The organism is Mesorhizobium sp. LMG17149 (genome assembly GCF_024518695.1).
Lineage (GTDB): Bacteria > Pseudomonadota > Alphaproteobacteria > Rhizobiales > Rhizobiaceae > Mesorhizobium.
Window position 1 is genome coordinate 51,657 of record NZ_JANIFL010000004.1, and the last position, 19,524, is coordinate 71,180.

Annotated in this window: 24 protein-coding genes and 1 tRNA gene; 13 read left to right on the forward strand and 12 right to left on the reverse strand. The window is 60.6% G+C overall.

What is annotated here, in order from left to right:
• Positions 1-172: 172 nt before the first annotated feature.
• Positions 173-946, reverse strand: a complete 774-nt coding sequence (locus NP945_RS09275) for an NAD kinase (RefSeq protein WP_023812117.1) — start codon at positions 944-946, stop codon at positions 173-175.
• A gap of 290 nt (positions 947-1,236) precedes the next feature.
• Here NP945_RS09275 and NP945_RS09280 point away from each other — a divergent pair, with 290 nt between their 5' ends.
• Together NP945_RS09280 and NP945_RS09285 are read left to right on the forward strand one after the other, a co-directional pair.
• Positions 1,237-1,401, forward strand: coding sequence for a hypothetical protein (locus tag NP945_RS09280; protein ID WP_164748845.1), 165 nt, complete (start codon positions 1,237-1,239; stop codon positions 1,399-1,401).
• Between the two features lie 274 nt (positions 1,402-1,675).
• Positions 1,676-2,647 carry an NAD-dependent epimerase/dehydratase family protein gene (locus NP945_RS09285; RefSeq protein WP_128363343.1) on the forward strand — a complete coding sequence of 324 codons (972 nt, stop codon included), beginning with the start codon at positions 1,676-1,678 and terminating at the stop codon, positions 2,645-2,647.
• A gap of 117 nt (positions 2,648-2,764) precedes the next feature.
• On the opposite strand, the gene NP945_RS09290 is transcribed toward NP945_RS09285, so the two are convergent.
• On the reverse strand, positions 2,765-2,944 hold the full coding sequence (locus NP945_RS09290; RefSeq protein WP_256746186.1) for a hypothetical protein: 180 nt from the start codon (positions 2,942-2,944) through the stop codon (positions 2,765-2,767).
• 67 nt (positions 2,945-3,011) lie between these two features.
• On the opposite strand from NP945_RS09290, the gene NP945_RS09295 reads away from it, so the two are divergent.
• From NP945_RS09295 to NP945_RS09305, 3 genes are all read left to right on the forward strand, one after another.
• Positions 3,012-4,046: an extracellular solute-binding protein gene (locus NP945_RS09295; RefSeq protein WP_256746187.1), complete on the forward strand. Its 1,035-nt coding sequence runs from the start codon at positions 3,012-3,014 to the stop codon at positions 4,044-4,046.
• An 88-nt stretch (positions 4,047-4,134) separates the two neighbouring features.
• Positions 4,135-5,562: an amidase gene (locus NP945_RS09300; RefSeq protein ID WP_256746188.1), complete on the forward strand. Its 1,428-nt coding sequence runs from the start codon at positions 4,135-4,137 to the stop codon at positions 5,560-5,562.
• A gap of 114 nt (positions 5,563-5,676) precedes the next feature.
• Complete coding sequence (locus NP945_RS09305; RefSeq protein ID WP_256746189.1) at positions 5,677-6,378, forward strand: TetR/AcrR family transcriptional regulator; 702 nt, start codon at positions 5,677-5,679, stop codon at positions 6,376-6,378.
• A gap of 5 nt (positions 6,379-6,383) precedes the next feature.
• On the opposite strand, the gene NP945_RS09310 is transcribed toward NP945_RS09305, so the two are convergent.
• Genes NP945_RS09310 through NP945_RS09330 form a run of 5 tightly spaced genes read right to left on the reverse strand, consistent with a single transcriptional unit; the run spans position 6,384 to position 11,003 of the window.
• Positions 6,384-7,142 carry an MBL fold metallo-hydrolase gene (locus NP945_RS09310; protein WP_256746190.1) on the reverse strand — a complete coding sequence of 253 codons (759 nt, stop codon included), beginning with the start codon at positions 7,140-7,142 and terminating at the stop codon, positions 6,384-6,386.
• 20 nt (positions 7,143-7,162) lie between these two features.
• On the reverse strand, positions 7,163-8,227 hold the full coding sequence (locus NP945_RS09315; RefSeq protein WP_256746191.1) for an ABC transporter ATP-binding protein: 1,065 nt from the start codon (positions 8,225-8,227) through the stop codon (positions 7,163-7,165).
• Complete coding sequence (locus NP945_RS09320; RefSeq protein ID WP_127321163.1) at positions 8,224-9,006, reverse strand: ABC transporter permease; 783 nt, start codon at positions 9,004-9,006, stop codon at positions 8,224-8,226. The genes NP945_RS09315 and NP945_RS09320 overlap by 4 nt, the downstream gene beginning before the upstream one ends.
• A 1-nt stretch (position 9,007) precedes the next feature.
• Positions 9,008-9,910, reverse strand: coding sequence for an ABC transporter permease (locus NP945_RS09325; protein WP_128363727.1), 903 nt, complete (start codon positions 9,908-9,910; stop codon positions 9,008-9,010).
• Positions 9,911-9,923: 13 nt separating this feature from the next.
• Positions 9,924-11,003: a spermidine/putrescine ABC transporter substrate-binding protein gene (locus NP945_RS09330; RefSeq protein ID WP_256746192.1), complete on the reverse strand. Its 1,080-nt coding sequence runs from the start codon at positions 11,001-11,003 to the stop codon at positions 9,924-9,926.
• A gap of 92 nt (positions 11,004-11,095) precedes the next feature.
• On the opposite strand from NP945_RS09330, the gene NP945_RS09335 reads away from it, so the two are divergent.
• The 3 genes from NP945_RS09335 to NP945_RS09345 all read left to right on the forward strand — a co-directional run bounded on the left by NP945_RS09335 (position 11,096) and on the right by NP945_RS09345 (position 12,650).
• The gene (locus tag NP945_RS09335) at positions 11,096-11,710 is read left to right on the forward strand and encodes a TetR/AcrR family transcriptional regulator (RefSeq protein WP_127396424.1); all 615 of its coding nucleotides are present in this window, start codon (positions 11,096-11,098) and stop codon (positions 11,708-11,710) included.
• Positions 11,711-11,836: 126 nt separating this feature from the next.
• Positions 11,837-12,406: a DUF2569 family protein gene (locus NP945_RS09340; RefSeq protein WP_127272713.1), complete on the forward strand. Its 570-nt coding sequence runs from the start codon at positions 11,837-11,839 to the stop codon at positions 12,404-12,406.
• A gap of 61 nt (positions 12,407-12,467) precedes the next feature.
• Positions 12,468-12,650 carry a hypothetical protein gene (locus NP945_RS09345; protein WP_256746193.1) on the forward strand — a complete coding sequence of 61 codons (183 nt, stop codon included), beginning with the start codon at positions 12,468-12,470 and terminating at the stop codon, positions 12,648-12,650.
• Positions 12,651-12,853: 203 nt separating this feature from the next.
• On the opposite strand, the gene NP945_RS09350 is transcribed toward NP945_RS09345, so the two are convergent.
• On the reverse strand, positions 12,854-13,153 hold the full coding sequence (locus NP945_RS09350; protein WP_256746194.1) for a DUF1236 domain-containing protein: 300 nt from the start codon (positions 13,151-13,153) through the stop codon (positions 12,854-12,856).
• A gap of 851 nt (positions 13,154-14,004) precedes the next feature.
• On the opposite strand from NP945_RS09350, the gene NP945_RS09355 reads away from it, so the two are divergent.
• Positions 14,005-14,232, forward strand: coding sequence for a hypothetical protein (locus NP945_RS09355; protein ID WP_256746195.1), 228 nt, complete (start codon positions 14,005-14,007; stop codon positions 14,230-14,232).
• Positions 14,233-14,453: 221 nt separating this feature from the next.
• On the opposite strand, the gene NP945_RS09360 is transcribed toward NP945_RS09355, so the two are convergent.
• Together NP945_RS09360 and NP945_RS09365 are read right to left on the reverse strand one after the other, a co-directional pair.
• Entirely contained in the window at positions 14,454-15,158 is a 705-nt protein-coding gene (locus tag NP945_RS09360) for a Crp/Fnr family transcriptional regulator (RefSeq protein ID WP_127270307.1), read from the reverse strand.
• 617 nt (positions 15,159-15,775) lie between these two features.
• Entirely contained in the window at positions 15,776-16,159 is a 384-nt protein-coding gene (locus NP945_RS09365; protein ID WP_256746196.1) for a hypothetical protein, read from the reverse strand.
• A gap of 309 nt (positions 16,160-16,468) precedes the next feature.
• On the opposite strand from NP945_RS09365, the gene NP945_RS09370 reads away from it, so the two are divergent.
• Together NP945_RS09370 and NP945_RS09375 are read left to right on the forward strand one after the other, a co-directional pair.
• The gene (locus NP945_RS09370) at positions 16,469-17,122 is read left to right on the forward strand and encodes an outer membrane protein (RefSeq protein ID WP_256746197.1); all 654 of its coding nucleotides are present in this window, start codon (positions 16,469-16,471) and stop codon (positions 17,120-17,122) included.
• A 222-nt stretch (positions 17,123-17,344) separates the two neighbouring features.
• Positions 17,345-17,590: a hypothetical protein gene (locus tag NP945_RS09375; protein ID WP_256746198.1), complete on the forward strand. Its 246-nt coding sequence runs from the start codon at positions 17,345-17,347 to the stop codon at positions 17,588-17,590.
• 67 nt (positions 17,591-17,657) lie between these two features.
• On the opposite strand, the gene NP945_RS09380 is transcribed toward NP945_RS09375, so the two are convergent.
• The gene (locus NP945_RS09380; RefSeq protein WP_256746199.1) at positions 17,658-17,918 is read right to left on the reverse strand and encodes a hypothetical protein; all 261 of its coding nucleotides are present in this window, start codon (positions 17,916-17,918) and stop codon (positions 17,658-17,660) included.
• A gap of 144 nt (positions 17,919-18,062) precedes the next feature.
• On the opposite strand from NP945_RS09380, the gene NP945_RS09385 reads away from it, so the two are divergent.
• Positions 18,063-18,764 carry an outer membrane protein gene (locus tag NP945_RS09385; RefSeq protein ID WP_256746200.1) on the forward strand — a complete coding sequence of 234 codons (702 nt, stop codon included), beginning with the start codon at positions 18,063-18,065 and terminating at the stop codon, positions 18,762-18,764.
• A 215-nt stretch (positions 18,765-18,979) separates the two neighbouring features.
• On the opposite strand, the gene NP945_RS09390 is transcribed toward NP945_RS09385, so the two are convergent.
• A tRNA-Thr gene (locus tag NP945_RS09390) sits at positions 18,980-19,055 on the reverse strand.
• A gap of 155 nt (positions 19,056-19,210) precedes the next feature.
• On the opposite strand from NP945_RS09390, the gene NP945_RS09395 reads away from it, so the two are divergent.
• Complete coding sequence (locus tag NP945_RS09395) at positions 19,211-19,378, forward strand: hypothetical protein (RefSeq protein ID WP_127268088.1); 168 nt, start codon at positions 19,211-19,213, stop codon at positions 19,376-19,378.
• Positions 19,379-19,524: the final 146 nt, after the last annotated feature.

A 19,524-nucleotide genomic window follows, 5' to 3' on the forward strand; every position in this document is an offset into this window, starting at 1 on the left:
CGCAACGGCGTCTAATGGCGTCTGTCGCGGCAAGCGCCACGCGCCTGCAAGATTGGTATTGCAATTAGGAGCAAGCCCTCGATTTGTCAACAGAAACGGGCAGCAATGGCACGATTGTGAAGTTGTAACCTTAATCGGGATGCTTAATCGACCTGTCGGTCGCAGCGCCGGCTCAATAGCGGAACTGTTCGGCGAGAATACGCTCGTTCCAGGAATGATTGGGATCGAACAGCAACGTTGCTGTCGCCGTTGGTGATTCTCGCACCGTCACCGAGGTCACGGCCTTGACCTCGGTATGGTCGGCGGCGGCGTTTACCGGCCGCTTTTCCGGCTCGCGGATGTCGAAGCGCACGGTCGCCTTGTTGGAGAGCAGCGCGCCGCGCCAGCGGCGCGGGCGAAACGGGCTGACCGGGGTCAGCGCCAGCAGCGGCGCGTCGAGCGGCAGGATCGGTCCATGCGCCGAAAGATTGTAGGCGGTGGACCCGGCCGGGGTTGCGATCATGACGCCGTCGCAGTTCAGTTCCTCAAGCCGGACCTGTTCGTCGACGGTGATGCGGATCTTGGCCGTCTGGTACGACTGGCGCCACAGCGCCACCTCGTTGATCGCCAGTGCTGAAATCGTTTCGCCTTCCGAGGTCACGGCCAGCATCTCCAGCGGGCGGATCGTTTCGGCGACGGCGGCCTCGAGACGCTCGGTGAGGCCACCGGAACGATACTCGTTCATCAGGAAGCCGATGGTGCCACGGTTCATGCCGTAGACCTTCTTGCCGGTCCCCATCGTGTCGCGCAGGGTCTGCAGCAGGAAACCGTCACCCCCAAGCGCAACGACGATCCCGGCCTCCTCGACGGAAGACTGGCCATAGCGCGCCGACAGGCTTTCCAGCGCCGTCTTGGCGTCAGCGGTGTCGGACGAGACGAAGGCGATGCGGCTGGCGGCTTTGCTCATGGCTCCCCGATGACGACCGATTGGCAGCGGCCGGTTGCTGGGCCGCGCCAGCGCCGGGGTAGCATGGGCGGGGTACGTCTGCAAAGGGAGGTACCATCCCGGATGGCAACGCCATCCCGGATGATACGGCCATGCCGGTCGGCGGATGCGGGCATGCCGTTCGCGTATCATGTCAAAGGCTACGCGAATGTGATGGTTAAGACGGGCCTTAAAGTCTCGTAAAGCCGGATCGGTCATGTTAGCCGGCAGTGGATGGGTGGCGTGGGGGCTAGCCAGTCGAGGCCGACATATTGCCGGTAACACGCCTGATCATCGTCTTCCTGATGCTGGGAAGCTTCGCGCTGCTCTTTGCCGAACTGGTGCGCCAGTCCGAAGAGACGAGCTTCCGGCCGCAGCCCACGGCGTCGCGCTGTGGTGATGCAGCCGGGGCGCCATGCCCGCAAAGGGCGCTGTAGCCCTGAAATGTCCTGATCATCCTCGCGATGACGGGCAGCATCGGCGGTCGCTTCGATGCGCGACATCGCGCGGCAGTTTCTCTGCTTAAAAGCAGAGGCCGGTCGGCCGCCGCACGTTCCACTCGTGAAGGCTTGCTGTTTGCACTCGCGGCGCTTGGCGGTGTAGATGGGTGCATCGATTGGCGGAAAGGCTTTTGGGTAGCTCGCATCCGCTGTTGTTGGGAAACAAGCCCTGGGCTCGTTGACTGGCCGGTGTCTGGAGCGGGGGTTTTCCATGTCACGCAGCGTGTTGATCTCTGGCGGCTGCGGTTTCCTGGGCTCGCATCTGGTCGACCGTCTGTTGCGGCGAAGCGATCTGGAAAAGCTGGTCGTCGTCGACAATCTTTGGACCGGGACGCGAGACAACATCGCGCATGTCGCCGATCCGCGTTTCGATCTGCAGATTGCCGACGCCGAAAGCTTTTCATCCCTTCAGCGCTTCGATGAGATCATCCATCTCGCGTCGCCGGCGTCGCCGCTTTGGTACATGCGCGAGCCGGTACGCACGATCAAGGCCAATATCGGCGGCGCGCTCAATCTCCTGACGCTGCTAAAGCCCGGCGGTCGCTTCTGCTTCGCCTCGACCTCGGAAGTCTACGGCGACCCCCTGGTTTCACCGCAACCCGAGAGTTACAGGGGATCGGTGGACTGCACCGGTCCCAGGGCTTCCTATGATGAAAGCAAGCGCTGCACAGAGGCATTGCTGTTCGAGCAGCAGCGGGTCGGCGGGCTCGACATTCGCGTCGTCAGGATCTTCAACACATATGGGCCACGAACCCGCATCGACGATGGACGCGCCGTCTCGAATTTTGCCATCCAGGCACTGACAACCGGGGTTCTGACGGTTTATGGCGACGGCTCCCAATCGCGCAGTTGGGGTTATGTCGACGATATCGTCGAGGGGCTGGAACGTTACTTCTGGCGCGACGGCATCTCGCATCGCGGTCCTCTGAACATTGGCAACGACCACGAGGTTTCGGTCCTGCGCATCGCGGAATTCGTAAGATCGCTTGTCCCCGGCAGCCGCATCGAGCACCACCCTCCAGCTCCCCAGGATCCGACAAATCGGTGTCCGGACCTGACTTTGGCGAGGCATGTCCTTCCTGGCTGGGAAGCGAGGACGAGCTATCAGGAAGGCATCGGGCGCACCTTCGATTGGTTCCGCCAGCGAATTGCGGCCGCGAGCATTTCGGCCTCCACGGCCTGACGCGTCCGGTATCGCGGCTAAACCTCTTTCTGCCTGCTCACTCAGTCACCATCTCATCGGGCGCATCGTCAATCGCCGAGCAATGGCCGTACCCGCGGAAAGATATTGACTGTATGTTTAGTCATAGTTACTCCTGAGGTCGCGAATTGAGTTGGACAGCCGGCGCCAGCCGGTGAATGGCCACAATGAAGAGGGGAATATCTCGACCGCGATGCGGCTTGCCGTTGCCGGCGCGCCGCATGCCGCAACTGCGATGTCGACGGCCGGGCTCGAGCCGGTCGGCATTGCCGCGGCCATCTTTTCGTCAGCAGGAAACGGACCTGGGGCCGTAACGCCGCCGGTCCCAACAATGGGAGCATGCAGCATGAACTGGAAACTGACCGCGACGGCCATCGGCCTGTCGCTGCTGACTGTCACGGGCGTGGCCCGTGCCGACGGCGAGCTCAACATCTACAATTGGGGCAACTACACCAGCCCCGACCTGATCAAGAAGTTCGAGGAGACCTACAAGGTCAAGGTCACCGTCACCGACTATGACTCCAACGATACCGCCTTGGCCAAGGTCCGGCAGGGCGCCTCCGGCTATGACATCGTCGTGCCTTCGGCGAGCGTCGTGCCGGTCTGGATCAGCGAAGGTCTGCTCTTGGAGACCGATCCCAACAAGATGGAAAACTTCAAGAACGTCGATCCCAGGTGGGTCGATGTTCCATTCGATCCAGGCCGTAAATACACCGTTCCATGGCAGTGGGGCACGACCGGCATTTCGGTGAACAAGTCGGTCTATGCCGGCGATCCGAACACATCGGCGATCTTCCTCGACCCACCTCCCGAACTCATCGGCAAGATCAATGTCGTACCCGAAATGGGTGACATCATGTTCCTCGCCATCGCTTACGAGGGTGGCAAATATTGCAGCCGCGACATGCAGATGCTGAAGAAGGTGCATGACAAGCTGGTGGAGGCGAAGGCGAAATGGCTTTCGCTCGACTATGCGGCCGTCGATGGCCTGGGCAGGGGCGACATCGCCGCGGGCGTCAACTGGAACGGCATATCGCTGCGCGAGCGGCTTGAGAACGACAAGATCGTCTATGGCTATCCCAAGGAAGGCTATCCGATCTGGATGGACAATGTCGCTGTCCTCAAGGACGCCAAGAATGTCGACAACGCCAAGCTGTTCCAGAACTTCATCATGGATCCGCAGAATGCGGCGCTGATCTCAGCCTTTGCGCGTTATTCGAACGGCATCAAGGGCTCGGAAGCCTTCATGCCCGACGACATGAAGACCGCGCCGGAAGTCAACATTCCCGCCGAGTTCGCCGCCAAGGGCCAATTCATGCTGGCCTGCCCGCCCGATGTGCAGGCGCTCTACACGAAGATCTGGACCGACCTGCAGAAATGACCTGACCAGGCTTTCCCGCGCCGCCGCACGCGGCGCGGTCATCTTCCGTCCATGCCAAACGCGATGCGCAGATCGCAGGAGACTTCCCATGACCGATCTCGACCTTTGCTACATGCCGGCCAGCGAGGCGCTGCGGCTGTTCAAGGCAAAGAAGCTTTCGCCCGTCGAACTGATGCAGGCCACCATCCGCCGCGCCGAAGCCACCAAAGCGACGATCAACTGCCTCACCTTCACGCATTTCGACGAGGCGATAGACCTGGCCAGGAAAGCCGAGGCAAAATACGCCAGGGGCGCCCGGACCGGGGCGCTCGAGGGCCTGCCGATCGGCATAAAGGACGAGAGCTACATCAAGGGCAAGCCGACCTCGCACGGCTCGCTGCTGTCCGGGGATGCTATCGGTGGCCATACCTCGACGATGAACGAGCGCATCATCAAGGCCGGAGGCATTGTCCATGCCCGCACGGCGACGCCTGAATTCAGCTGCGCCGGCTACACCTGGTCGAAACGCTGGGGCGTGACGCGCAATCCGTGGAACCCGGATTTCACGCCCGGCGGTTCGTCGGGAGGCTCCGCGGCGACGCTGGCATCCGGCACGTCGTCGATCGCCACCGGTTCGGACATTGCGGGATCGATCCGGATTCCCGCGTCGGCCTGCGGTCTTGTCGGCTTCAAGCCGCCTTACGGGCGCAATCCGGACGAGCCGCCATTCAACCTCGACTTCTACTGCCACACCGGACCGCTGGCGCGAAACGTCGGGGATGCGATCCTGCTGCAGAATGTGATGGCCGGACCAAGCCCGCTCGACATCGCCACGCTGCGCCCGAAACTGCGCCTGCCGCTCGAGTACAAGCCGATCAAGGGCTGGAAGATTGCTTTCTCGATGGACCTTGGTTCTTTCGAAGTCGACCCGGACGTGCGCAAGAACACGCTTGCCGCCTGCGATGTGTTCCGTTCGCTCGGCGCCACGGTCGAGGAAGTCGATCTGGGCTGGGGCGACGAAGTGCTCAGGGCGGGCATGGCCTATCTCGAGCATCTGTTCGGCGCATCGCTGTCGCAGCTGCTCAAGAAGCACGGCAAGGACATGACGAGCTATGCCAGGCAGTTCGCCGAGGACGGGCAAAAGTCGAAGGCGACGGACTTTGTCGGAACACTCGACGTGGCGGCCAGGATGTACCAGACGCTGGGGCCGCTGCTGGAGACCTACGATGTGCTGATCTGCCCGACCAACGCGCTTCCCTCCGTGCCGGCGGAGTTCGATCAGACCACGGGTACGGTCGAGATCAACGGTAAGCAGGTGAACCCGTCGTTGGGATGGGTGATGACGACGCCGTTCAACATGATGAGCCGTTGTCCGGTTCTGTCCATCCCTTCGGGTCGGGCGGCAAGCGGCGTGCCGACAGGCATCCAGATCGTCGGCCGCACCTATTGCGATGCCGATGTTTTCCGAGCGGCCATGGCCTATGAGACGGCCAACGGGCAGTGGTACACAAACGCCGAAACGCGTCCGTCGCTATAACAGGGCGATGCGGCTCTTGCCGCGGTTGGAGAGCCGACGCCGGACACCTCGAATAGACGAATCTGTGGTGGCGCCGGTGATCGCGCCAGAAGGTCCGAAAGGAGCTGGACGAAGATGGCGCAACAAAAGGCTGCGGCGGCAAAACGCAAAGGCGCAACGGCGAAGAATGGGCGTGCGGCAAACGATGCCGCGCCGCCCAAGGACCGTCGGCGCGAGCGCGGCGAAGCCAGCGTGCAGCGGATCATCGACGCCACCATCGAACTCATCGCGGAGGAGGGGCTGGCAAGCGTCACCATGCAGCGCATCGCCGAACATGTCGGCTCGTCCAATGCCCTGGTCGTCTTCCATTTCCGCAGCAAGGAGAACCTGTTTCGCGCCGTCCTGCAGTATCTCAGCGATCGATATGATGAGCTGTGGGTGACGTTGGTGCGGGCGCCCGGCCTGTCGCCGGTTGAGCGGGCTCTGGGCGCGGTCGATTGCGCGCAACGTTTCGCCCGCCAGCATCCGAAATGGGTTTCAGTTTTTGTCGTGTTTTCCAGCGACCGCAAGAGCATGCAGATCTACAACGAAATCGGCCTGCCGAGCGACCTTGCCTACACCGCCGAGGCGCGCGAGCTGCTGATCGAGATTTCGCGCAGTGGCGGTTATACCGGCGTCGACATCGATACGCTGTCGGAGAGCCTGAATTATCTGGTTCATGGCGCCTGGTATTGGGATCACCTGAACCCTCGCGGCCGTGACACCAACGTGCTGCGCAAGACCATGCTGCTCCTGCTGCATCAGGCGTTCCCCCGGCATTTCGAACTGATGCGCTAACTGCTTCAGGGCTGCCGCAGATGGCAGCCGGCCTGCCGCTTCTGCGCCAGATACTCGTCGACAAGCTGGCGGTAGCGTACCTTGCCGAAGCTTGGGAAATGCCCGCCATGCACGACTGAGACATGGAGGTCGCGCAGGCGCATCAGCGTCGCCATGTAGTCGGGAATGTCTGAGTGGTAGACGTCGTCGATCAGCGGGCCGTCATAGATGATGTCGCCGGATAACAGGGTGCCCGTCCTGTTTTCGTAGAGCGCGATGCCGCCGGGCGAATGGCCGGGCGTGTGGATCACCTCGAAGGCACGGTCGCCGAGATCGACGACATCGCCCTGGTCGAGCAAACGGCCGGCGGGCGCAGGCAAAATGCCGTAGCGCGCCGTGTCCCAGCCTTGCGGCATGCGATCGAACATCTCGTCGGTCGCATAGGTGCCGGCTGCCGTCCATTCATTGCGCGGATCGGCGAGGATGCCGGCCTCGGCGGCGTGCACGCAGCGCTCGGGAAATTCGTGGTGGCAACCGATATGGTCGAAATGCGTGTGGCTGGCGACGCAGGTCAGCTTGCGCTCGCTCACCAGCGGTACATGGCGCCGGAGGCTGAAATGGCCGAGGCCGGTGTCGAAGAGGAGGTCGCGATCGCGACCGCGCACATGCCACATATTGCAGCGGAAGAACGGCTTTATCCACGGCTCGTGGATCAAGGTCACGCCATCGCTCATGCGGATGGTTTCGTACCAGTCGGGTGCCTCGATGAGCGGAAGTGTTGCCATGTTCAATCCGTCAGAAAAGCTCAGTCCGTCAGCAGAATAATCTGGTCGGTATTGCAGGAAATCGCGACCGTGTCGCCCGGCTGGACGGCCGCCGTCGCTGGCAATTTGGCGATGAAGTGAAGCGAGGGGTCCTCGATGGAAACCGCAAGCACGCGCTTGAAGCTGCCCTGGAAGACGACATCGCTCACCTCAGCCGTGCCGAGCCTGACACCGCCGCTGGCCTCGCCGAGGACAAGATGCTCCGGCCGTATGGCCAGCGCAACGGCGGAGCCCACCGGCAGCGCACCGGGCAGCGAGACCGGGCCGACGGGCGTGGCGACGGTGCTTGTCCTCTCCTTCGCTTCCGTGACCGTGCCGGCAAGGATCGAGCTTTCGCCCATGAAGGTGGCGGAAAAGCGCGTCGCCGGCCGTGCGTAGACGCGCTCGGGCGGACCTTCGTCCTCAATGCGCCCATCATTCATCACCACACAATGGTCGGCCAGCGCCATCGCTTCTTCCTGGTCGTGGGTGACGTGGATGAAGGCGGTGCCGACGCGCTTCTGGATCGCTTTCAACTCGTCCTGCATCTGCCGGCGTAATTTGAGATCGAGCGCGCCGAGCGGCTCGTCGAGCAGAAGCACCGCCGGCTCGATCACCAGCGCCCGCGCCAGCGCCACTCGCTGCCGTTGGCCGCCGGAGAGCTGGTGCGGCTTCTTGTCGAAGGCGGCAGCCAATCCGACCAGCGCCAACGCCTCACGCGCCTTTGCAGCGCGCGTCGTACCGTCGACGCCCTGCATGCGCAGGCCGAAGCCGACATTGCTGCCGACGCTCATATGCGGGAACAGCGCATAGTCCTGGAACACCGTCGTCGTCGGCCGCTTGGCCGGCGGCACCGAGGTGCAGTCCTCGCCACGGATGAACACCTTGCCTTCGCTGGGGATGACGAAGCCGCCCAGAATGGAGAGCAGCGTCGTCTTGCCGGAGCCGGACGGCCCGAGCAGGATGGTGTAGCTGCCGGGCTCGATCTGCAGCGAAACGTCATTCAGCACGGTGTGCTGGCCGAAGCGATGCGAGACGGCACGAATATCGACCAAAGGCGCGGTCATGCCTTTCTCCTGCGCAGCAACGTCAACTCGAACAGCACGACCAGCACGATGGAAACGGCGAAGACCAGTGAGCCGATGGCGTTGGTCTTGGGGTTGAGGCCGGAGCGCAGCAGGTTCCAGATTTCGACAGGCAGCGTGGTGTCGAAGCGGGTGAGCAGGAAGGAGATCACGAATTCGTCCCAGGAGAAGGTCATCGACAGGAAGAAGCCGGCGAAGATGGCGGGCGCCATGACCGGCACGGTGATCAGCAGCAGCACCTTCCATTCCGGCGCGCCGAGGTCGCGCGCGGCACGCTCGATGTTGATCTGGTGGTCGCCCATCTGGCTGTAGATGATGGCGAAGCACAGCGGCAGGTTGATCACGACATGGCCGATGCCGGCGGCGAGCAGCGATTTCGGCACGCCGGCCCAGTTGAACAGCACCAGCAGCCCCATGCCGATGATGAGATAGCTGACCGTCAGCGGCAGGGTGATCAGCCCGCGCAGCAGGCCGGAGCCAGGCAGGACGAAGCGGGCAAAGCCCCAGGCGGAGAGAAAGCCGAGCGTGACGGCTGCGAGCGAGGAGATGGATGCCACCAGCAGCGAGTTGACCAGCGCCGAGGTCAGCCGCGTGTCCGAAAGAACCGCATCGTACCAGCGCAGCGACGGGCCGGTGAAGGGCGGGATCGGGAACGACGTCGCCTGCAGCGAAAACAGCACCAGCACGACGACCGGCAAGAAGATGAAGCCGTAGACGGCGAGCGCGTAGAGCCAAGAGGCGATGCGGACAATCCGGCGCATCTCAGGCCCGCTCGATCTTCAGCCAGCGCGCGCAGGCGAGGTAGGCTGATGTGACCACCGCCATCAGGATGATCGACAGCGCCGAGGCCAGCGGGAAATCGCCGCGCCTGCCGATCTGCATCATCACCAGTTGCGGCATCAGCAGCTCGTTGTTGCCGCCCAGGATCTGCGGCGTGATGTAGTCGCCGATGCACAGCACGAAGGTCAGGAAGGCGCCGACCATGATGCCGGGCAAGGTCAGCGGCAGCACGACATGCAGGAAGGTGCGCACCGGCCCGGCGCCGAGATCGGCGGCCGCCTTGCGGTAGCTCGGGCTCAACTGCTTGAGGTTGGCAAAGATGGTCAGCGTCAACAGCATGACGAAGAAGTGCACGAAGCCGGTGACGGTGGCGAAACGCGTGTTGGCGAGTTGCAGCGGCTCGCTGAACAGGCCAGAGCCGGTCAGCGCCCGGTTGACGACGCCGTTCTGCGCCAGCACCAGCAGCCACGAGTAGGAGCGCACGACATAGGAGGTCCAGAACGGCAGCACGGCCAGCATCAGTGCCAGCCGCTGCCAGCGTTCCGGAACCTGTTCGGCGAGGATCCAGGCAAATGGATAGGCGAGCAGCACCGAAATCACGGTGACGATCGCGGTCACCTGCAGCGAGTTCACCATCGCCTGCCAGTAGGACGGGTTGGTGAAGAACTGGCTGTAGTTGGACGCCGTGAAGCCGCCGCCCTCATGCGCCGTCAGGCTGGAAAACCCCATGGCGATGAAGGGCAGCACGAAGAACAGCAGCGTCCAGCCGAGCGCCGGCGTGACCAGCGCCCAGGGCAGGGCAGAGCCCGCCCGGGGCAGGGCCGCCCGGGGCAGAGCAGAGCCCGCCCGGGGCAGGGCACGTCCGTTGTTTGCCGAGCTGCTCATGAGCGCTATCGGCTCATTTCGCCTGCAGCATTTCGGTCCACATATCCTGCATCTTCTTGTCGAGATCGGCGTTCGGCGCCGGATAGGCCTGGGCGCGCGCCAGGAAGCCCGGCTGCTCGTCGAAGCGCAAAACCTTCTTCTGGTCGTCGGTGAGTGCGGCCTTGGTGTTGGCCGGCATGCCCCAATAGCAGGAGGAGGTGGCAAGGCGGGCCTGGCCTTCCGGGCTCATAATGTACTGGATAAACTTCAGCGCCATGTCCTTGTTCTCGGAATCCTTGAACATGGCCAGCGACTGCGACCAGAGAATCGCACCCTCCTTGGGGACCGAGAAGTCCAGCGCCGGGTTTTCCTTGGCCAGGCCCGCCGTCACCCATTCGCCGCCGCCGACCAATATGTCGACCTCGCCGGTCGCAAGCGCCGTCTGGCTGGCGGTCACTTCGCCGACCAGCTTGGCATTGGCCTTCATCTTCAAGAGCTCGTCCTTGAGGGCGGGCAGGTCGGCTTCGGTGAGATCGGCCGTCTTCTTGCCGATCGCCAGTGCCGCCATGCCGATGACCGGCAGGTAGTAGTCGTAGATGGCGACCTTACCCTTGTACTTGTCGCCGGTGAGTGCCGCCATCGACTGCATGTCGGCCGGATCGACCTTGGTCTTGTTGTAGCCGATCGTGTTGTAGCCGAACTTTTCGGTGATGCCGTAGCGCTTGCCGCCGACCACGGTGGAGCTGTCCATCTTCACCTGCGGAAACAGGTCGGCCAGCGGCAGTTTGTCTTCCGGCAACGGCTCGAACAGTCCCTTCTCGACGCCGCGCGGCACATCGATGCTGTCGATCACCATCACATCCCAGTCGCCGGGCTGCGACTGCTCGACGATGGCGAGGCCGGCGCCGGTGCCCTCGAATTCCTTGACGTTGACCTTGACGCCATTGGCCTCCTCGAAAGGCTGCAGCAAGGCCGGATCGGCATGATCGCACCAGATCAGCGCGTTGAGATCGGCGGCCTGCGCGCTCGTCGAAAGCAGCAGCGCCGCGGCTGCGGCAGCTGTGCGCAAACGGGTCTTCAGGATGGAAAGCGGATTGCTGGCTGTGTGTGACATCGAGTGTTCTCCCTTGCCTTTGTGGCTTCTTGCAAAAAATTGAACCAATTCTAAAATTGAGTCAATTCTGTTTTTATGGCAAGAGGCTGGGAATGAGCGGATTGCGGGCTAGGCAAAAGGCGGACCGGCACCGGCGTATCATCGAGGCGGCGGCCGAACTGTTTCGCGAGGCCGGCTACGAAGGCGCCAAGATCGAGGCGATCGCCGCGCAGGCCGAGGTCTCTGTCGGGACGATCTACAACTACTACGAGAACAAGGGCGACATCCTCGGCGCCATCGTCTCGCTGGAGGTCAACGAGGTGCTGAATGCCGGGCAAGGCGTCGTCGCCAAGCCGCCGGCCAATGTCGGCGACGCGCTGGACACGCTGGTCGGCATCTATATCGAGCACTCGCTGCACTATCTCAGCAAGGAGATGTGGCGGCAGGCGATGGCAATCTCGACGCAACTGCCCGACAGCCCGTTCGGCCAGGCCTACACCGCGCTCGACCGCGCCCTGACCGAACAGATCCGCGCCCTGATCGCCCGGCTGCAGGAGATTGGCCTGGTGCGCCAGGACATCGACGGTGCAGCGCTCGGCGAACTGATCTTCAACAACATGAACATGATGTTCATCGAATTCGTGAAGCGTGACGCGGCCAAGATACCGGAACTGCGCGCGGCGATACGGAGGCAGAATAGGATATTGGTGGCGGCGATTGGGGTGTGACACGTCAGGAGCAGGCAGGAGAAAGCGTCGCTTCCGCATAAGACCTGGTTTCAGACGCGGGTCGCCTCTTGAGTTGCGTTTGAAATCTGGTACAACCTAGGAGGGCATAAATAGGGGGAGGGGTAAATGGGCACGTTTTCAGTCTGGCATTGGGCGATCTTGCTGCTGTTGATCGGCGTGCCTGTTTTCCTTGCCGTTCGATCAGCCGCGAAGCCGTCACAGAATCCTGAGGCTCTTGTGGGCTTCGGCGGCTGGCTGATGCTGCTGGCTATCGGTCAGGCAGTGTCACCATTGCGGACGCTTGCCGACTTCGCCAATTCGGCCGACGGCTACCAGCAACTCATGACCCTCTCGAATGGGCCGCTGGCGGTGTATGGCGAGGTTGCCCTTAATCTGGCGTTTCTGGCGCTTCAGCTGGTTGTGCTCGTTTCGATGCTGCGGCGTAGCCGCCGCTTTCCGCAATTGTTTCTGCTCCAGTGGCTGGCGATTCCCGTCGTGTTTATCCTGGACACGATCTGGGTTGCCTCAGTTCTGGGCGTTCCGGTGAGCCTGGTGCTCGCAGGCGATGCGCTGGTGGCCCCCATAGTCTCGTTTGTGGTGACAGGGCTCTGGGTCGCCTACGTCTACAAGTCTGTCAGGGTGCGGAACACGTTCACCAGGATTGGGGCATCCGCCCAGGTTGCGAGCGCGTCATAGAAGGCAGCCCAATTTGGGATATTTTGGAGCATCGGGGCTCGACGAACTGATCTTCAATGACATGATGTTCATCGAGTTCGTGAAGCGCGACGCGGCGAAGATACCCGGAGCTGTGCGCGGCGGTCCGCAGGCAGAACTGGATTTTGGCGGCGGCGATCAGGGTGTGACCTCGTGCACCACTATGTCGTCATCGAACCTGGAATGGCCAAATCCCGAGCCGAATGACCGCAACTGTCGTCCGTGACGGCTGCGAGCTTTTGGAAGGTCTTCATTTCGGCTTCGTTTATAGGTGCTGCCCGCGCTTTCGCCTGGAGATCAGCCAGGCGCGCCACGAGGGCTTGCGACGTCTCGACTTCAGGGCTCATCATTTTCATTGTCCGATTCAGTGGCGATTGACGAGCACAACCCGCCGCCATCCCTGCCGGCGGGCGTGGCCGGTTCGAAGTTTCAGTCGTAGACTTTCACAATCTTGCGTGTGCTCGGGTCCACCAGAACCGTTCGGTTATCGACCACAGTATAGCGGTATTTGACGTTGGGAACCTCGTGGAGCTCGACCGTGTCTGGCAGCGCCGTGCCGACGTTCAGCTCGACCCCCGGAAGCTTCACAGAAGCCAAGGGTTGCTTCTTCACGTATTCGCGCACGACGGTGTCCTGTTCCGGTGTGACAACCACATCCTGTGCCGCAACTGCGCCGACGCTGGCCAGCAGCAAGAGCGCCGCAGCGGCGCTGCTTAGGTGCATCCTCATTGTTTTTCTCCTCTTAACCTGGCGGCAGCACGATCGGCTGGCCACCCGAACACGTCGCCAGGCCAAACGTTCCTCATACGGGCTTCTGGCTGAACCCGCGCAGGACCAAAGTCTGATTGGCAAACGCAATGGTCTTACCCGCTGGGAGTAGGCGGAACGGCTTAGGCCTAAAGGTTGTTGTCTCTCCGAATTCGGAGAGAAACAGTGGAAAAAAGTGTCGGCCAGGCGCGATGGTTGCTCGCACCGATTTTGGCAACAGCCATCACCTTCCTGGTGATGGGAATAGTCCTTGGCTGACATGGCTTGGATCGGCGCAGCTACGTCCCTTCCTGCGCGGATAGGACCCGTGAGCCGCTTTCGGCGGCTGGCGGGTCCTGTATTTCACCGTGCGCTGGGCTGCTCATGCGGCAGCGCGCGCTTTCTAGCTCATGCACCTTGGGAGGTTTATTATGGATCGGCGATCCTTCTTGACCGCAATGTTTGGTGTTGCCGGGGCAGCGGCCCTTGCAAGCGCTGTCCGCCCAATCGACGCAGTGGCGGGTGTTCCAGGAGCCGGACGCGGCATCCTCGATGAACTTGAGACGCCACAAACAGCGACCTTTGACGAAGATGCACAGGCAGAAGTGCAGCAAGTCTACCATCGGGACTGGCACCACCGTCCCCACCGCCGCCGCCGGCGAGGCTGGAGACGGGTTTGCCGCAGTTACTGGCGGCATGGTCGCCGCCGCGTCCGGTGCTACCGCCGACGTGGTCCTTCGGTCGTCCTTCGATTTTAACTAGCTTTCCGCCTTGGCCCGTTCCGGCTCACGCGCCGAGAACGGGCCGCTTGGATTCTTTGGTGAACGATAACAATGACATTGGTCCAGAGATCGAATGCGAGTGGCAGCGCAAACCAACCGGGAAATGACAATGATGATCATGCGCCCGGGTTTGCGGACGCCGCCTCGTTGCCGGACGAGGAAAACATTGCCGACCTTGTCAGGCGAACAGAGCGCATGGCCATTTTGGTGGTTCTAGGAATGGGCGGCTGGTTGATGTTGGTCCCCGCCATCTACCTTGTCCTGACCCACGGGATGTGAACGGCTTTCGGTATCGCGGCGGCTGACTGCAGCATGTCTGCAGAAGCTAACGCAACATCCATGCGCGTCCAAAGTTGAATTGCGGGAGCATCGCATCGCGGCTTCCGCACCCCGTTTCCTGTATCGGCAATATGGGGACGGGCTGTTTTGCTGGCGCGAGGCACAAGTGTCTGGAACCACCTATTATAGTGGTCCACGTCCGGCATGCTGGGAAGGCGCTCTCATCCAACCAGCCGCGCATACTCGGCCTCCGGTTTGCCGTAGGTGCCATTTGCGCAAGCCGCAAGGCCGCTGCGGTCCCTGATATGCACTTCGCCACGTCGAGAATAGATGAAACCGCGCCCTTCCAGCACTTGCAGTCCAACGGTAACCCCTGGGCGTCTTGCTCCAAGCATGACGGCGAGAAACTCGTGGGTGATCGCAAGGCGTTCGCCGTGGACCCGATCGTCACACATTAGAAGCCAGCGCGCCAACCGCTCTTCAAGGTTTGATTTTGCGTTGATCAGGGCCGTATAGCTGGTCTGGATGTGGAAGTAGTGGACATAGCGCAACAGGAACAGGCGCAACGTTGGGCTGTTCGCAAGAGCCTCCTTGAAGGGCTCGGCTCCGATCCTGAAAGCGCTGCCGGGCGACTGAATGTAACATTGATGCGCCGCATAGTCAGCGCCCATCACGAGCGCGGCACCGGTCATTCCCTCAAAGCCGACAAGACCTACCTCGGCCTCCTTACCTGAAGCCGCCGCGACCACAGAGGCAATGCCGTCTTCCAGGAAGTAAACCGTCTCGATCTCCGAATCGGCTTTCTCCAAGGTCATTTTCAGCTCGAGGTCACACAGTTCAAGGTGTGGCTGCAAAAGCCCCAGGTCACCAGGGTTAAGCCGACGCAACAATTGGTTTTTATAGGAAGCGTTCTCTGGATTGGTCATAGCTCAATCCCGCTTGGGGCAAGAGCTTTCCAATCTCCCTGCCGTCTGCGCCCGTAAACACGTGCAGACGATTTGGAGAAGATACGCCCTCTGGCGCGCGATTGACAGTGAAATGCGACCTGATGCACGGCGTCCCCCCAGCCGCCGAATTACAAAACAGGGGTGTACAAAGTTAAAGGGTTGGAATCGTACAGAACTCTGCTTCGTACGAATCCGACAATTTCGTGATCGCGGCCAACGCCGGCATGATGTGCATGGTTATCGATGTCGAGGTAGAGCGACGAGAAGGCGACTGGCAGGACCGACTGGCAAGGCGAAGGCTGTGCTCCATAACGGGTCAAACAATTTGGCATCTAAATTGCTTTGACGGGTATGGGGTGGGCGAGAGCCCGTCGCTTCGCAAATGGAGCGGCGGGTCTACTCTACCTGCGACTGTCGAATGGCCACAGCAGCAGGATGTACCCGCTTTTCAGCAGAAGCTAACGGAACATCCGTGCGCGTCCAAAGTTGGATTGCAGGAAGCACCGCATGCCGGCTTCCGCAGCCCGTTTCGTGTCACCGGCAATGTGGGCGGAACGGGCTGTTTTGCGTCGGTACGCGATTTATCCAAGCGGTGACTACTTGTGGGTAATCCAGTCCAACAAGCCTGCGTCAACCTGCTCGCACCCGACATATTCGCGGACCAAGCTTTCAGCCAGGTGGCGCCATTCACACGCGGGAACGCTTGTTTCCCTTACCAGGTTTCGAAATGCAGAGCGGAGAATGTCGGCATCGAAGGCCGAGACGGCAACAGGATCTGGATCCGGATCTTCCCAACCTCGGGCCAGGTCATCGCGGTGACGTTGCCGAAGGCCCTTGAGCAGTTCGCGCGAGGCCTCGATTGCGCGTCGGGAGTGGTCCATACCGCGGCGAAATGAGGCGGTTCCGGCCAGGGAATGGTGCCGCAACCGAAAGCTGGTTTCTATAGCCGCGCGTGCGATTTCTATATGCGTTTCAACCATCGCGGCCTCCCTTCCTGCGAAGAGATTTATTTACTCTCTTTTCGCGCGTGACCCAAGAAGGATTCAACGTACGGTTTGATACGCAAGGGCGGCGTGCAGAGGGCTGCGGATCGTGGACGTCTCTAACGAGCATTCGGGCGTGAGCAAGCTGTTCGAGCAAGACCAGCATTTGCTGCTCGCTCATTCTCGCCAATACAATCTCGTCAAGCGCGCTGACCGCAGTTTTGAATCAGGGTCTAATGTGGCGGAAATACAACGGCACATATCGGCGCGCTCTGCTACGAGAGGGTGGGTTACAGGGGATCACCTATGAAGAAGCTGCTTCTTGGTTTGTCGTTGTCTCTGCTGGCTTCGTCGGCGTTCGCTGCCGATGCCATGGTCGAAGAAGTCGCCCCGGTTTTTAGCTGGACAGGTGGGTATATCGGTCTTCAGGCAGGCTACGCTCGGGGTGAGGGGAATATACGGCAGGCCAGCGGCCCGGGCTTCATTGAGACAGATCCTGACGGGTTCCTTGGAGGTGTCTACGCCGGTTACAACTACCAGATGCCGAACAATATCGTCATTGGTGCGGAACTGGACGTCGTATATGCGAATGTTGATGGCAGCGGCCAAATATTCGCCGCTCCCGGTCTCCCATTTCCGGGCGGCATCGGGACCGAGGAACTTAAGTGGAGTGGAGCGGCAAGACTTCGATTGGGATATGCCGTTGATCGCTTGCTTCCCTATGTCGCGGGTGGCGTTGCATTTGGCGACATCGACACAAGCAGTAATACCGTCTCAGGTTCTTTCGGAGACACATTTACTGGATGGACGATAGGCGCGGGCTTGGACTACGCCATGACCGACAATCTTCTGCTGCGCGCCGAGTATCGCTATACTGATTTCGGCACTGAATCATTGCCGAATGGTAATGTTGATCTGAAGATCAATGAGGTTCGCTTCGGTATCGCCTACAAATTCTAGTCCACTAAAGCCCATAGAGAGAGCCTGCCGCCAAACCGCGACGGGCTTTTTTCTTTGCGCGACAACAGAGAAATATCTCGGCAATGCGTCGTCGCATCCCTGGGACGGCGTCTCCCGCCTGGTTCCTGTCTTAGTGGTGGCTTTGGGCGCGGACCGCTTTACATGTCGTGAGGAAAGTAGGAATATTATCCTCGGGTGGGGCGACTCTTAAAAGGTGTCGCAATGGCTCGGTCAAAACCTTCGAAGCGATTATCGCAGGCTGAAATCGAGCGCTTTCTCGTGGCGGCGGAAGCGCTGCACCTGAGCATCATCAAGCCGTTCATATCGCCGCAATGCGACCACTACAGACAGACGCGCGTCTTGCATGAGGTGCTGTTAAGGGCGGTGCGGGAAGTCACCGGGAAGGATGCTACGTTCATCCGGTGGAATTTGACCGGGCCGGCACAACAAGGGCGGAGCACCCGGTAGAAGAGCCCATAGCATGGTCCGGAACGGACGAAGGGCCTGAGCCGCGAACTATTTGCGATCCAGGCCCCTAGCCGTCGGGTTCGTGGCGACATTGCGCCCGCGCTAGACCGTTCGCAAGCTGGACCTTGGTCTTGCCATTCCTGCGGAGGGCGTCAACCATCAGCGATGGGCTGAACAGTTGGAACTTCATCGCGATGCCGACGCGGAAATCGTGCGTCTGAAGCGGGTGTTCGAGCGTGCATCCGCCGCCGCAATATTCAAGCGACTTCTGCCCGCCGCTGCCGTGAATGGAGCGGCGGGCTCTATTTGGATTTGTGGTATCGTTCAAAATTGCGTCGCTACGCGCCTTGGATGCCGAAATTTCCGTCTTGGATTACTGTCGTACGGCAAGGTAGCGGTGTGGTATTTTTACACTAGCGGGAGGTCGGTGCGGTAATTACCCAAGAGTCTGCTCAAGCACTGGGGGTGCGCTTTGAAATTTTATCTCGCGACGTTGGTTTCTATCCTTGCACTGACCGCAGGCGCTAACGCTGCCGATGCGGTTGTGGAAGAAGTCCCTGCAGCTGTCGAGGTGGATGCATTCACCTGGAGCGGATTCTACGCCGGTATCCACGGTGGTTACGGTTGGGCTGACAGCGAGATTAACGTTCTTTCCGGCGGATTGAACCATACCTCGGAGGCTGATCTTGACGGATTTCTGGTCGGTGTGCACGCCGGCGCCCAGCATCAGTTCGGCAACAATATTGTTCTGGGTGTTGAGTTTGACGTCGACTACCGAGATGGCGATGGCACCGGAGAGACATTTGCCGGCGCATTTGCCTTTCCTGGATTTTCCTCGCAAGTCGAATACAACTGGACTGGTTCGGCGAGGCTTCGCGCCGGCTATGCAATGGACCGGTGGCTCCCTTATGTGACCGGCGGTTTGGCTTTTGCCGACTTCGACGCGGCTAGTCTTTTCAACGGCGCAGAGATCAGATCCTACAGCGATACCTCGGTCGGCTGGACAGCTGGTTTGGGTACTGAATATGCCTTTACCGACAATCTGATTTTCAGGGCCGAGTATCGCTACAGCGATTTCGGCAACTCAGATGGTTTCCTGCTGCTTCTACCAACCACAGGGGATCTCGATCTCACGAGCCATGACATAAATCTCGGTGTTAGCTACAAGTTCTAACCGGCATTTCCGGTCCACTTAACCCCGGCCTTCGTGCCGGGGTTTTTGTTCCCCCCGCGTCCGGACAGCCTCGTCACGGCTATCAAACATTCAATTTGTCTAAAATGGTCCGGAACCTAAGGGGCGGGTATTCCGGCTGGTAAGCCAAAATTTAAGGTGGACTAAGCGATGGACGGAACTTCACGTTCATCAATCAAGTAATTGAGATAGTTGTCTGGTGCCCCCGGACGGAATCGAACCGCCGACCTTCGGTTTACAAAACCGCTGCTCTACCAGCTGAGCTACAAGGGCACGGCGCTCCGGTTAGCATATTTGTTGCGCCAGTAAAGACAAAACTCCGTTTTTCCCCGGCATGCCGCATGGCCCGTCGACGAGGGCATCCTGAAAAGCGCTAGATTGCTTCCTACATCTAGGGGAGGTGCAATCGCTTCGAGCAGGGGTGTGGCATGATCAGATTAGTCATCATTCTCCCGATCATCTTCGTGGCCTGGATGCTGCTGGTGAAGATCATCAGCGATGTGAAGAAGGCCAATGTCGACTGGACCGGCGTCACCACCATCATCGGCTTCATCGCGCTGGCGTTCTGGCTGCGCCATGTCACGGGGATGGGGTGAGAGAGAGCGAATAGTGAGTAACGAATAGCGAATAGGGAACGGCAACGTAGCGATTGGTAAGTGGCGTTCCTGCCTTTTCCTACTCGCTATTCGCTATTCACTATTCGCTCGGGCCAAAGGCCCCACAAAAAATCTCTTCGACCTAT

What these genes read in the sequence shown, in the direction of transcription:
- NP945_RS09305 (WP_256746189.1), top strand. Translation starts at nt 5,677, where the DNA reads ATGGCGCAACAAAAGGCTGCGGCGGCAAAACGCAAAGGCGCAACGGCG.
- NP945_RS09315 (WP_256746191.1), bottom strand. Translation starts at nt 8,227, where the DNA reads ATGACCGCGCCTTTGGTCGATATTCGTGCCGTCTCGCATCGCTTCGGC.
- NP945_RS09335 (WP_127396424.1), top strand. Translation starts at nt 11,096, where the DNA reads ATGAGCGGATTGCGGGCTAGGCAAAAGGCGGACCGGCACCGGCGTATC.
- NP945_RS09275 (WP_023812117.1), bottom strand. Translation starts at nt 946, where the DNA reads ATGAGCAAAGCCGCCAGCCGCATCGCCTTCGTCTCGTCCGACACCGCT.
- NP945_RS09395 (WP_127268088.1), top strand. Translation starts at nt 19,211, where the DNA reads ATGATCAGATTAGTCATCATTCTCCCGATCATCTTCGTGGCCTGGATG.
- NP945_RS09355 (WP_256746195.1), top strand. Translation starts at nt 14,005, where the DNA reads ATGACATTGGTCCAGAGATCGAATGCGAGTGGCAGCGCAAACCAACCG.
- NP945_RS09375 (WP_256746198.1), top strand. Translation starts at nt 17,345, where the DNA reads ATGGCTCGGTCAAAACCTTCGAAGCGATTATCGCAGGCTGAAATCGAG.
- NP945_RS09285 (WP_128363343.1), top strand. Translation starts at nt 1,676, where the DNA reads ATGTCACGCAGCGTGTTGATCTCTGGCGGCTGCGGTTTCCTGGGCTCG.
- NP945_RS09310 (WP_256746190.1), bottom strand. Translation starts at nt 7,142, where the DNA reads ATGGCAACACTTCCGCTCATCGAGGCACCCGACTGGTACGAAACCATC.
- NP945_RS09295 (WP_256746187.1), top strand. Translation starts at nt 3,012, where the DNA reads ATGAACTGGAAACTGACCGCGACGGCCATCGGCCTGTCGCTGCTGACT.
- NP945_RS09330 (WP_256746192.1), bottom strand. Translation starts at nt 11,003, where the DNA reads ATGTCACACACAGCCAGCAATCCGCTTTCCATCCTGAAGACCCGTTTG.
- NP945_RS09290 (WP_256746186.1), bottom strand. Translation starts at nt 2,944, where the DNA reads ATGGCCGCGGCAATGCCGACCGGCTCGAGCCCGGCCGTCGACATCGCA.
- NP945_RS09350 (WP_256746194.1), bottom strand. Translation starts at nt 13,153, where the DNA reads ATGAGGATGCACCTAAGCAGCGCCGCTGCGGCGCTCTTGCTGCTGGCC.
- NP945_RS09345 (WP_256746193.1), top strand. Translation starts at nt 12,468, where the DNA reads ATGATGTTCATCGAGTTCGTGAAGCGCGACGCGGCGAAGATACCCGGA.
- NP945_RS09360 (WP_127270307.1), bottom strand. Translation starts at nt 15,158, where the DNA reads ATGACCAATCCAGAGAACGCTTCCTATAAAAACCAATTGTTGCGTCGG.
- NP945_RS09325 (WP_128363727.1), bottom strand. Translation starts at nt 9,910, where the DNA reads ATGAGCAGCTCGGCAAACAACGGACGTGCCCTGCCCCGGGCGGGCTCT.
- NP945_RS09320 (WP_127321163.1), bottom strand. Translation starts at nt 9,006, where the DNA reads ATGCGCCGGATTGTCCGCATCGCCTCTTGGCTCTACGCGCTCGCCGTC.
- NP945_RS09340 (WP_127272713.1), top strand. Translation starts at nt 11,837, where the DNA reads ATGGGCACGTTTTCAGTCTGGCATTGGGCGATCTTGCTGCTGTTGATC.
- NP945_RS09365 (WP_256746196.1), bottom strand. Translation starts at nt 16,159, where the DNA reads ATGGTTGAAACGCATATAGAAATCGCACGCGCGGCTATAGAAACCAGC.
- NP945_RS09370 (WP_256746197.1), top strand. Translation starts at nt 16,469, where the DNA reads ATGAAGAAGCTGCTTCTTGGTTTGTCGTTGTCTCTGCTGGCTTCGTCG.
- NP945_RS09300 (WP_256746188.1), top strand. Translation starts at nt 4,135, where the DNA reads ATGACCGATCTCGACCTTTGCTACATGCCGGCCAGCGAGGCGCTGCGG.